Origin of the sequence: Microbulbifer sp. (genome assembly GCF_051659245.1) — a bacterium.
GTDB lineage: Bacteria > Pseudomonadota > Gammaproteobacteria > Pseudomonadales > Cellvibrionaceae > Microbulbifer.
The window spans coordinates 21,464-31,199 of sequence record NZ_JBOFOC010000058.1 but is presented as its reverse complement, the minus strand read 5'-3'; the positions used below and the strand labels follow the sequence as shown (position 1 = coordinate 31,199).

At 62.1% G+C, this 9,736-nt stretch carries 14 protein-coding genes; 6 read left to right on the top strand and 8 right to left on the bottom strand.

Going from position 1 to position 9,736, the window contains the following annotated elements:
• Positions 1-175: 175 nt before the first annotated feature.
• The 4 genes from ACRC0P_RS05780 to rpoE form a co-directional block, all read right to left on the bottom strand.
• Positions 176-625, bottom strand: coding sequence for a SoxR reducing system RseC family protein (locus ACRC0P_RS05780; RefSeq protein WP_438628833.1), 450 nt, complete (start codon positions 623-625; stop codon positions 176-178).
• A complete protein-coding gene (locus ACRC0P_RS05775; protein WP_438628832.1) occupies positions 622-1,515 on the bottom strand; it encodes a MucB/RseB C-terminal domain-containing protein in 894 nt (297 codons plus the stop codon). The genes ACRC0P_RS05780 and ACRC0P_RS05775 overlap by 4 nt, the downstream gene beginning before the upstream one ends.
• Positions 1,516-1,556: 41 nt before the next feature.
• On the bottom strand, positions 1,557-2,240 hold the full coding sequence (locus ACRC0P_RS05770; RefSeq protein ID WP_438628831.1) for a sigma-E factor negative regulatory protein: 684 nt from the start codon (positions 2,238-2,240) through the stop codon (positions 1,557-1,559).
• A gap of 179 nt (positions 2,241-2,419) precedes the next feature.
• Positions 2,420-3,034: an RNA polymerase sigma factor RpoE gene (rpoE, locus tag ACRC0P_RS05765; protein ID WP_438628830.1), complete on the bottom strand. Its 615-nt coding sequence runs from the start codon at positions 3,032-3,034 to the stop codon at positions 2,420-2,422.
• 164 nt (positions 3,035-3,198) lie between these two features.
• Between rpoE and nadB the strand changes: the two genes are divergently transcribed.
• Positions 3,199-4,845 carry an L-aspartate oxidase gene (gene nadB / locus ACRC0P_RS05760; protein WP_438628829.1) on the top strand — a complete coding sequence of 549 codons (1,647 nt, stop codon included), beginning with the start codon at positions 3,199-3,201 and terminating at the stop codon, positions 4,843-4,845.
• 53 nt (positions 4,846-4,898) lie between these two features.
• Here the strand turns inward: nadB and ACRC0P_RS05755 are convergent, their stop codons facing one another.
• On the bottom strand, positions 4,899-5,348 hold the full coding sequence (locus ACRC0P_RS05755; RefSeq protein WP_438628828.1) for a protein YgfX: 450 nt from the start codon (positions 5,346-5,348) through the stop codon (positions 4,899-4,901).
• Positions 5,323-5,568 carry a succinate dehydrogenase assembly factor 2 gene (locus tag ACRC0P_RS05750; RefSeq protein ID WP_438628827.1) on the bottom strand — a complete coding sequence of 82 codons (246 nt, stop codon included), beginning with the start codon at positions 5,566-5,568 and terminating at the stop codon, positions 5,323-5,325. Before ACRC0P_RS05750 ends, ACRC0P_RS05755 begins: the two co-directional genes overlap by 26 nt.
• Positions 5,569-5,715: 147 nt before the next feature.
• Here ACRC0P_RS05750 and ygfZ point away from each other — a divergent pair, with 147 nt between their 5' ends.
• Together ygfZ and ACRC0P_RS05740 are read left to right on the top strand one after the other, a co-directional pair.
• A complete protein-coding gene (ygfZ, locus tag ACRC0P_RS05745) occupies positions 5,716-6,759 on the top strand; it encodes a CAF17-like 4Fe-4S cluster assembly/insertion protein YgfZ (RefSeq protein WP_438628826.1) in 1,044 nt (347 codons plus the stop codon).
• 114 nt (positions 6,760-6,873) lie between these two features.
• Positions 6,874-7,512, top strand: a complete 639-nt coding sequence (locus ACRC0P_RS05740) for an RpiB/LacA/LacB family sugar-phosphate isomerase (protein ID WP_438628825.1) — start codon at positions 6,874-6,876, stop codon at positions 7,510-7,512.
• A 150-nt stretch (positions 7,513-7,662) separates the two neighbouring features.
• Here the strand turns inward: ACRC0P_RS05740 and ACRC0P_RS05735 are convergent, their stop codons facing one another.
• Positions 7,663-8,283 (bottom strand): nucleotidyl transferase AbiEii/AbiGii toxin family protein, encoded by a 621-nt coding sequence (locus tag ACRC0P_RS05735; protein ID WP_438628824.1) that lies wholly within the window; start codon positions 8,281-8,283, stop codon positions 7,663-7,665.
• The gene (locus ACRC0P_RS05730; RefSeq protein ID WP_438628823.1) at positions 8,243-9,106 is read right to left on the bottom strand and encodes a type IV toxin-antitoxin system AbiEi family antitoxin domain-containing protein; all 864 of its coding nucleotides are present in this window, start codon (positions 9,104-9,106) and stop codon (positions 8,243-8,245) included. The genes ACRC0P_RS05735 and ACRC0P_RS05730 overlap by 41 nt, the downstream gene beginning before the upstream one ends.
• Before the next feature lie 20 nt (positions 9,107-9,126).
• Between ACRC0P_RS05730 and ACRC0P_RS05725 the strand changes: the two genes are divergently transcribed.
• The 3 genes from ACRC0P_RS05725 to ACRC0P_RS05715 are packed head-to-tail and all read left to right on the top strand — an operon-like array spanning position 9,127 to position 9,703.
• Positions 9,127-9,228 carry a hypothetical protein gene (locus ACRC0P_RS05725; protein ID WP_438628834.1) on the top strand — a complete coding sequence of 34 codons (102 nt, stop codon included), beginning with the start codon at positions 9,127-9,129 and terminating at the stop codon, positions 9,226-9,228.
• Between the two features lie 15 nt (positions 9,229-9,243).
• On the top strand, positions 9,244-9,492 hold the full coding sequence (locus tag ACRC0P_RS05720) for a hypothetical protein (protein ID WP_438628822.1): 249 nt from the start codon (positions 9,244-9,246) through the stop codon (positions 9,490-9,492).
• Positions 9,485-9,703: a hypothetical protein gene (locus ACRC0P_RS05715; protein ID WP_438628821.1), complete on the top strand. Its 219-nt coding sequence runs from the start codon at positions 9,485-9,487 to the stop codon at positions 9,701-9,703. Before ACRC0P_RS05720 ends, ACRC0P_RS05715 begins: the two co-directional genes overlap by 8 nt.
• The last annotated feature ends 33 nt before the right edge of the window (positions 9,704-9,736 follow it).

The following is a 9,736-nucleotide window of genomic DNA, read 5'->3' as shown; positions in this document are numbered from 1 at the left end:
GACTGTCTGCGAGAGGGACCTCGCGGACAAGCCTACAGGGACGTATTGAGGGGGGGCGCCTAGCCCGTGTCCCAGAAAGGCGCACCCCGCTCCAGCTCCCGGAACTGAACCCCGAAACTTGAGTTCGATAACCACGAATTTAGTGTTAACAGGCCCTATCAGTTTAGGAGGGGAATCAGCGGGGAGAACCGGGTTCGATACGCAGCAGCTGGGGAGCAAAGGCGGGATCGGCAGCGTGGCGAAAGCTGTGTCGTCGCACCAGAACAGCGCCGGCGATCAGGCCCAGCACAGCACCGACTATGGCGCCGGTCTCACCGGCCAACCATTCTCCCGTCAGCGCCGCCAGCACCAGAAACAGAAGGGGCAACAGGTAGACCAGCAGGGCGCCGCCGGCCAGGGTGTTTTCGGCAATGCCGATCACCGCGGAATCATCGAGGGAGATACTCCCGGGGTCGCGACCATCGAGCGCCACGCGAATACGCGACGCCCTGGCCCAGTAGTCTTCCAGCAGGCCGGTACCACACCCGGGCTTCGCGGCACAGCCGTGGCAGCCGCCGCGCTGGATGGTTTCCACCCACACAGCGCCCGCCTCAACGGCCACGATGCGGCCGCGCTCTTCGATCATTTGGACACCACCCCGCGCGCCAGCAGTCGCGCGGTGTCGTCGGGAATCTCGCCCACCACGGTCACGGTATAGGAGGTGTCGTCCACTTCGAGGCGATCCATATAGGCTACGGTAGCACCGCGGATAGCGCGCCCCTTGAACTCCAGCTCCCGGCCCAACTGCTGCACGAAGACGCTGAAGACACTGAGACCGTCGCTGAACACCAGCATGTCTCCATCCGGCAGTGTGTGGGTGGCCACGGACTTGAAGCCGTCGGGTATCCAGCGCAGCTGCCAACGGCTCTGTGCCGTGACACAGGCGCCGCTGTTGTCGATACGGCGCGCGCCGGCGGAGTGAGGTTTCAGCGCGCTCTCGGGGAGGGGGGAAAGATCCAGCTGTACAAACTGATAGCGCTCCAGCACCCGGCCCCGCTCGCCCACCAGCATGGACTTCAGCGGCAGGCCCGTCTCCCGGTCCAGACTGACCACCATACCAAGACGGTGCTTGTCGCGGGGCCGCGCTTCAATCACCACCGCGTCGCGGTCGGCAATACGCTCTTCACCGTGCAAAAAGAATTGATAGGCGTTTTGAACCTCTGCCTGCCCGGCTTTGCTCCAGAGTGCGGCCCGCGCCATCGGGTTGTCTCCGCGCCGGCAGTTTGCACTGGAACCGCGGCTGACCAGCTCGCGCGGCTCGCCGCTCAGGTAGCGCACCCGCTCTATCTGCTCGCCGTTGCGCACCGCGTGCACCACCTGCAGGGTCTCCAGCATTCCCGCGTGCTCGAAAGTCACCAGACCGCGGTACTCCACCTCGGTCACTGCGCGCGAGAGTTTGCCCAGCCAGTGCTCCAGCTGCTCCGGTTCCCCGCTGGCACGGGCGGCCGGCACCAGTAAAAACAAAGCCAACAGCATGCTGTTGGCTTTCCGCATGTATCCCACAGAATGCATCGCCGCTACTGTCCGCTCTGTTCGCCGTAGGTGGCGCGGGCAAAAGGCACCATGCCCTGGCTGCCCATATGCGCGGCCTGCTCGGAGTGTTGGATCATCACCCGGTTCAGGTGACGCATCAGCTCGGGAGGGGGTGCCTGGTGGAGCTGGGCCTGGCCGGCGACCGGGTTGTCGGGCACCAGGCGTGGAGCCGCGGTGCTCACTGCTCGGGTATTGGGTGTCGGAACATAGAAGCCGCTGGGCTGCGGCAGGGACTGCACCGGCTGCTGTTCGGGGCGCTCGGCCCCGGCAACCAGGTCACCGTCGGGCTGGGGTTGGGAAAGCTGTTGCACGCCGAGGATGGCGGCAAAGGCCACGGTTGCGGCTACTGCGCCGCGGGACAGGGAGCGCCGCCAGCGGCCCCGCACCTCGTGGGCATTCGCCGCGCTCCCTTCACCGTGCGATTGGGACAGGGGCTCCTCCTGTGCGATGGCGGCGGAAATATTCGCCGCCAAACTGCGGTCGACCGACACCACCCGCTCGCCGCGCAGCACATTGGCGGCCAATTGGTAGCGGGACCAGCGTTCGCCCACCTCCTTGGATGCCGCACTGGCTTTCAGCAGGCGCTGCAGCTCCAGTTCACCGGCCTCGCCATCCATCAGTGCCGATAGCGATTCGTTCAGACGATCCTGATGATTCCCGTGGGACATAGGGGTTGAGCCTCTCTGTACAATCCGGCGCGGGAAGCGCCGGGACCCGTTGTTAGTTATGACCGGATACCCGGCCAATTGTTTCTCTATATCCGGAAAATATTTGGTTCCTGAGGCTGGAAAATCCGCCGACAGATTCCACCCCCCTTACAACCCCCCGACAATCCCTGACAAGGTGTTCAGCCGCGGTCGCCCAAGGTCTCCGGCTCCCCCGCCAGCACCGCCTGTACCGTGCGGTCTATGGCCTCGCGGGCGCGGAAAATACGCGAGCGCACCGTGCCCACCGGGCAGTTCATCACCTCCGCGATCTCCTCGTAACTGAGCCCCTCCATCTCGCGCAGGGTCACCGCCGAGCGCAGGTCCTCCGGCAGCGCGCGGATGGCCCCATGCACCGCGGCTTCCAGCTCGTCGCGAAACAGCTGGCTCTCCGGGGTGTCGCTGTCCCGCAGCAGGTCGGCGCCGGAGTAGTATTCGGCGTCTTCCAGGTCCACATCGGAGGACGGCGGGCGGCGGCTGCGGGACACCAGGTGGTTCTTCGCGGTATTGATGGCGATGCGGTACATCCAGGTGTAGAAGGCACTCTCGCCACGGAAATTGGCCAGGGCGCGGTAGGCCTTGATAAAGGCCTCCTGGGTGACGTCCTGCACTTCGCTGTGATCCTTGATAAAGCGGCTCACTACCGCGAGTATCTTGTGCTGGTATTTCAGCACCAGCAGGTCGAAGGCGCGCTTGTCCCCTTTCTGTACCCGCTCCACCAACTGGCGGTCACTCGGCGACGCCTGTTGCGCTGTCATCCCCTACTCCCGACCAAAACGCTACGGCACCCACCGGCCGCCACGGCGCAAGCATTTATTCTGTGCAGTTCAAGACACTGGTGGTAGGGCATAAGTTCCGGGCCAAATCGACGAATGTAACATTGGCGCTATACTACGCGACCCTCAAGCACTAATAAAACTCTATGAGCGAACAGGCAAACTACGACGTACTGGTGATTGGCAGCGGCGCCGCGGGCCTCACCCTGGCCCTGCACCTGGCGGCGCGCCACCGCGTGGCGCTGCTGTCCAAGCAGCGTCTGCGGGACGGCTCCACCTGGTTCGCCCAGGGTGGCATCGCGGCGGTACTGGACGAGATGGACTCGGTGGAGTCACATATCGCTGACACCTTAGACGCGGGCGCCGGACTCTGCCACCCGGACGCGGTGCGTCTCACGGTGGAAAACAGCGCGGCGGCGATCCAGTGGCTGATCGACCAGGGAGTCGACTTCACCCGCGAGCGCGGCGACTACCACCTCACCAAGGAGGGCGGGCACAGCCATCGGCGCATCATCCACAGCGCCGACGCCACCGGCCGCGCGGTACACAGCACCCTGATCGAAAGAGTGCGCGCGGCGGAGAATATCGACTGCTTCGAACACCATATCGCCCTCGACCTGATCCGCCAGCCGGACCCGCAGAAGGGCCGCTTCCGCTGCGCCGGATGCTACGTGTACAACAAGCAGAGCGAGGAGGTGGAGCTGTTCCAGGGCCGAGCCGTGGTGCTGGCCACCGGCGGCGCCAGCAAGGCCTACCTCTACACCAGCAATCCGGACGGCGCCAGCGGCGACGGCATCGCCATGGCCTGGCGCGCCGGCTGCCGGGTGTCGAACATGGAGTTCAACCAGTTCCACCCCACCTGCCTCTACCACCCCAAGGCCAAGGCGATGCTGGTAACCGAAGCTCTGCGCGGCGAGGGCGCACAGCTCAAGCTGCCCGATGGCAGCCGCTTTATGCACCGCTTCGACCCCCGCGGCGAGCTGGCGCCGCGGGATATCGTCGCGCGCGCCATCGACCACGAGATGAAGCGCCTGGGAGCCGACTGCCTCTACCTGGATATCTCGCACAAGGACGAGAGCTTCGTGCGCGAACACTTCCCCACGGTGTACAACAACTGCCTACAGTATGGCATCGACATCACCCGGGAGCCGATTCCGGTGGTACCCGCCGCCCACTACACCTGCGGCGGCGTGATGGTGGACCAGTTCGGGCGCACCGACCTGGACCAGCTCTACGCCATCGGCGAGACCACCTTCACCGGCCTGCACGGCGCCAACCGCCTGGCCAGCAATTCCCTGCTGGAATGCCTGGTGTACGCCCGCTCCGCGGCGCTGCATATCGACGGCGTACTCGACTCGGTACAGCCACCCCGCCCGGCGCCGGCCTGGGACGCCTCGCGGGTCACCGACTCGGACGAGGACGTGGTGATCTCCCACAACTGGGACGAGCTGCGCCGCTTTATGTGGGACTACGTGGGTATTGTGCGCACCCGCAAACGCTTGCTGCGCGCCGAGCACCGGGTGAGACTGCTGCAGCAGGAGATCCGCGAGTTCTACGCCAACTACCGGATCACCAGCGACCTGATCGAGCTGCGCAACCTGGCCCTGGTCTCCGAGCTGATCATCCACTCCGCGCTGGAGCGCCGCGAGAGCCGCGGACTGCACTACTCCCTCGACTACCCGCAGCTGCGCGAGCTGGCCATGGACACCATCCTGGTGCCGGAGAACTTTGCCGGCCAACGGCAGTTTGTAGGAGGGGACGGGACCCGGGACCCGGGACCCGGGCGGGAATAAGAAGCCGCTCCCGGGACCGCGGAGCATCTCCGCAGCGGGCCGCAGGGCCACCCTCACCGGGAGTAACGCAGCGCCACCTGCAATCTGCGCCAGTCGCCTCCGTCCATGCTGTCCCGCGCCAGCACCAGCCGCAGCCGCCGCCCGCGCAGGTCGCATCCGTTGATCACGACCAGCCAGGACCAGAGCACCAGCTCGCCGGAAAATTCGAACTCCCGCTCGACGCCGCCTGCCCGCCGCCAAAACCAGCGCCGCTCGCGTGTGCTCAGCAGCCCCCGCACACGCCGCAGTCGCCGCCACTCAAACGCGGTATAGACCAGCACCAGCAGAGCCGCCGGCAACAACAGAAACCAGGGCAAACGACACCACCACAACAGCAGCAACGCCTGTGCGGCAATGAGCAGCAGGAGGGCAAAAAGGAAGCGGGAGGGCGCCACGGCGCAGGTGAGCCGGGCGCTTCTTTCGAGATAAGCGGGATAACTACTGCTGTAATCCGGTGTTGTCACGGATCACCTGCACGATGCGCTGCAGCTCCGGCTCATCCGGGTCCCCGCGGCGCAGGAACCAGGCAAACAGGTCCTGGTCCTCGCACTCCAGCAACTGCTGATAGCGCCGCTGGTCGGCCTCGCCCAGGGTATCGTAGACATTTTCCAGAAACGGCAGCAACACCAGATCCAACTCCAGCATACCGCGACGGCTAGCCCAAAACAGGCGGTTGCGATCCATACTTCTCTTCCAACCAACAGTGAATGCCGCGCAGTATACCCGCTGCCCCCAGGATTCCGAAAAAGCAACCTGAAAAAGCGGCTTGAAAAAGCGCCCACCACCCCAAAATACTCCACCCACAGACAACCCCGATGGCAGGTGGCAACTATGGATCAACGTCAGTGGCAGGATTTTCTCAGCTCGGAAGGCGCCATCTGGGAGGACGTCGATACCCCCAACCCCGCTGCCCACTTCCCGACCACCGATGCCGACCTCCACTTGGTGGATCTGAGTCCCCTCGGCGCCATCGCCGTCGAAGGCCCGGACAGCCAGAAATTTCTCCAGGGCCAGCTCACCTGCGATCTGGTCGCCCTGCCGGACAACCACAGCACCCTCGGCGCCCACTGCAACCCCAAGGGCCGCATGATCAGCGCCTTCAGCACACTGAAACTGTCCCAAAGCGAATTTTTCCTCCGCCTCCCCCGGGACCTGGCGCCAATCGCCCGCGACACCCTGGGCAAATACGCCGTCTTCTTCAAAACCGAACTGCGGGACATCGGCAATCGGGTCCGCTGGCTGGGACTGCAGGGGCGGAATGCGCCCGCCCGCGCGTCGGAACTGCTGGGCCTGGACGACCTGACCGAGGGTGAACTGCGGGTATTCGACTGCGGCGGTGAGCGCGCCATCGCCCAGGTGGTGAGCGATCAGCAGGTTGCCCTGCTGGTACCGGCACAGGAATCCGCAAATCTCTGGCAACGCCTGACGGCGTCGGCCGATCCCGCGGGCTACTGCCACTGGCTGCAACAGCAGATAGCCGCGGGCATTCCCCAACTGCACGCCGAAACCAGCGAAATGTTTATCCCGCAGATGGCCAACCTGCACCTCCTCGGCGGCGTAAGCTTCAAGAAAGGCTGCTACACCGGCCAGGAAGTGGTAGCGCGGATGCAATACCGCGGCGCCGCCAAGCGCCGCCTCTATCGCGCCCGCTGCACCTCCGGGGAAATCCCCTCACCGGGGCTGGAAATCTACGGCGAAGGCGAACAGAGCATCGGCAACCTGGTGGTGGCCTGCCGCGGCGAACACGGCACCGAGCTACTGGCGGTACTCACCATCGGCAAAGTCGCCGCCGGCGAGGAATTGCGGCTGGCGGATGGGCGGGCGCTGGAGATCCTGGAATTGCCCTACGATGCGGAGGCGGACCCGCTGGCGTAGAACGCCGGCCGGCTCCTATGCCACCAATATTGGACTGACCGCCTCACTCCTGATACCTTCTCGCCCTCACACTTTAGCCAAGCCAATTTCTTTCTTTGGGGAACGAGGAGAATTATGAAAATCGCACTGATGAACGAGTTCAGCCAGGCGGCGAAGAACCCGATTGTGCTGGAACAGCTGAACAACGTGGCCGCGGAACAGGGCCACCAGGTTTTCAACGTGGGCATGGACGGCGACAACGACCACCGCCTCACCTACATCCACCTGGGCATAATGGCTGGCCTGCTGCTCAACTCCAAAGCCGTGGATTTTGTCATCAGCGGCTGCGGCACCGGCCAGGGCGCGCTCATGTCCCTGAACGCCCACCCGGGCGTAGTCTGCGGCTACTGCATCGACCCCTCCGACGCCTACCTGTTCGCCCAGATCAACAACGGCAACGCCCTGTCCCTGGCCTTCGCCAAGGGCTTCGGCTGGGGCGCCGAGCTGAACTGCCGCTACATCTTCGAAAAAGCCTTCACCGGCGAGAAGGGCCAGGGCTACCCGCCGGAGCGCAAAGAGAGCCAGGTGGCCAACGCCGGCATTCTCAACGGCGTCAAAGACGCCATGTGCAAAGACTACCTGGAAGGCCTCAAGGCACTGGATCAGGAACTGGTCAAGACCGCCGTTACCGGCGAGCGCTTCCAGGCCTGCTTCTTTGAGTATGCGCAGGATCAGGAATTGAAAGACTACGTCCGCGGTTTGCTGGACGGCTGAGGGGTGCGTATGAGCTGCCGGGTTGCCCCGGCAGCGCTCCAAACTCGCGTGGCTGGGAGGAAAACCGCTCGGGCACACGGCTCCTGCAAGGCATCCTGTAAACTCAATTATCTCTTCGTCGCTATCCGCGCAGTACGGTTTAGCCAACCCTTATCCAATCACAGTAATCAGTTTTCGCAATAACGCATCACAAGTGCCTTCGCCAGAGCGATCCAGATTCAGTTCCCGCCATTTTACGGCCGGCAAGTCTTGCACACCATCGAGCTCCAGAAGCTTCCATTCCGGGGATCTGCTGTAAAATGAGCGCAGAAAATGTTTGTGATCTTCCGGCATATTTCCCACCACATCCTTTATCAGCTTCTCCCGAGCCGTCACAAGCTTCTCCAGCGCGATTTCACCTGACACCATGCCGGAGAAGCTCTGCTCGAAACCCCGGGAAATATCGCAGCGCACCGGATCCAGGAGGGAATGCGGCGAGTGGTCGTGACTGATCAGGTAGATGATAATCGCCGTCCTCAGTTCGTCAGTGATTCCTTCGTTTTCGAGCAATTGATGAACATCAAAAAGATCGCGCGGGTGCTGCCGATCCAGGGCGGCAATGATCTTACCCGCGTAAAGATCAGCGAATGAAAGAACCTGGATTTCCGCAAAGCCGAAAAGGTCTTCGACCTGTTCGCAGACGGGCATAATCACCAGCTCAAAAACACTGCCCCTCAGTACTGGCGTCACTTCAATCTTGACCTGTACACCTTCCGGGGCGCGCACCACCATCCATGAACTCTTCCGGCACCGTAATCTGATAAGTAGCGTCCAGCTTTCCGCCCTTTACCAACATCCGCTTGCCGCTACCCAGGTCTATACGATCGCGATTGAGGCGCTTCAGCCACGGAGGTTGGTGCCGATCGGCAAAAAAGAAAAACAGGCGCCTTACCTTCACGCTGCCGCACTCCTCCAGCAACACCTGCAAACGGCGGGGACTGAGCGTGAGCAATCCCTCCATGATCACGTCGGCCATATGGAAGGATTCACTGCCGGGCACCAGATCCAGCAATTCCAGATAGGCGCGTTCGAGTGAAGACACCACCAGCGGCCACTGCCATTGGCCCCACGGCAATATGCGAAAACCGCCCTTCAGCAGCGGACTTTCACCGATCTCAGGGGTCAGAGACCAGTGGTCGGCAAACGACCTACCCCGAGGAAACAGGCGTCGCGGATTGTGGACAATGAACTGCTCGTCAATCGGCAGCGCATGCAGCCACGAGGGCAGTTTTTCGGCACAGTACAGATGCACCCGTACCTGGCGGAAGGGAAGGTAGTGTGCCCGTCCCTGCAGCTCAATAGCCGTGCGCCCGCCTACGGTGACAGGGCGGCCCATCAGCGCCTGCAATGACACCACTACCTGTTCCCAACTGATATCACCACGGGGACGGCGGAAGACCCCTCGCGCCGGCTGCTGCAACCAGCCGCTGGCAACATATTGGCTGCGCAGGGAGCGGTAGTAGCCATGGCGCTCCATCCACACGGAGTCCACCAGCAGTCCCTCGGGGAGGGCCTGTTCCAAGAGGTTTAGCTTTCCGCTCTTTTGCGCATTCATAGTGTGCAAATTAGCACAAGATCAAACTCCAAATCACCGGTGAGCGCTTCCAGGCGTGTTTCTTTGAGTATGCGCAGGATCAGGAACTGAAGGATTATGTGAAGGGGCTGCTGGACAGCTGACAAAAAAATCCTGCAATGCCCAGTTGGCGCCCCACCATACCGCGGGCGCCAGGATTCAAAAATTTCGAGTACTTTGAAATACCCGCCGGGACGGAAATCCCAACTGGACTAATCATCATCAAAGGCGAGTACAATCAGAAGTACAAAGCCACCCACTACTCCATATGCCCGAACCATAGAATGAGAAAAGATCTATTCATCAGGTTGTTGGATCGCTTAGCGTATAACGCCCAGTTCCAAAAGCGGAAGAATCAAAGTGTCTGATATTTCAATTGGCACCCTCATGATGGCAATTCAGGCAGTCAAAAAAGAAATTGCCAGGCTTGAAAACCTATTAACGTCAGAAACGTTAACAGATGGTGCGGACGTTCAAGATTTACTGCTTTCCTATGAAGAAGCGGAATCTGAATTGAAAGGCCTGTACATAGAGAAACAAAAATTCACCAAGAATTACCCGAGTTACGAATCGCTCTAGCCCTTAAGTGCCCCCTTAATTGAGGGGGCACCA

Coding starts and splice junctions, on each gene's coding strand:
- ACRC0P_RS05780 (WP_438628833.1), bottom strand. CDS start 625: ATGATCGAAGAGCGCGGCCGCATCGTGGCCGTTGAGGCGGGCGCTGTG.
- ACRC0P_RS05775 (WP_438628832.1), bottom strand. CDS start 1,515: ATGCTGTTGGCTTTGTTTTTACTGGTGCCGGCCGCCCGTGCCAGCGGG.
- ACRC0P_RS05770 (WP_438628831.1), bottom strand. CDS start 2,240: ATGTCCCACGGGAATCATCAGGATCGTCTGAACGAATCGCTATCGGCA.
- rpoE (WP_438628830.1), bottom strand. CDS start 3,034: ATGACAGCGCAACAGGCGTCGCCGAGTGACCGCCAGTTGGTGGAGCGG.
- nadB (WP_438628829.1), top strand. CDS start 3,199: ATGAGCGAACAGGCAAACTACGACGTACTGGTGATTGGCAGCGGCGCC.
- ACRC0P_RS05750 (WP_438628827.1), bottom strand. CDS start 5,568: ATGGATCGCAACCGCCTGTTTTGGGCTAGCCGTCGCGGTATGCTGGAG.
- ygfZ (WP_438628826.1), top strand. CDS start 5,716: ATGGATCAACGTCAGTGGCAGGATTTTCTCAGCTCGGAAGGCGCCATC.
- ACRC0P_RS05740 (WP_438628825.1), top strand. CDS start 6,874: ATGAAAATCGCACTGATGAACGAGTTCAGCCAGGCGGCGAAGAACCCG.
- ACRC0P_RS05735 (WP_438628824.1), bottom strand. CDS start 8,283: ATGGTGGTGCGCGCCCCGGAAGGTGTACAGGTCAAGATTGAAGTGACG.
- ACRC0P_RS05730 (WP_438628823.1), bottom strand. CDS start 9,106: ATGAATGCGCAAAAGAGCGGAAAGCTAAACCTCTTGGAACAGGCCCTC.
- ACRC0P_RS05720 (WP_438628822.1), top strand. CDS start 9,244: ATGCCCAGTTGGCGCCCCACCATACCGCGGGCGCCAGGATTCAAAAAT.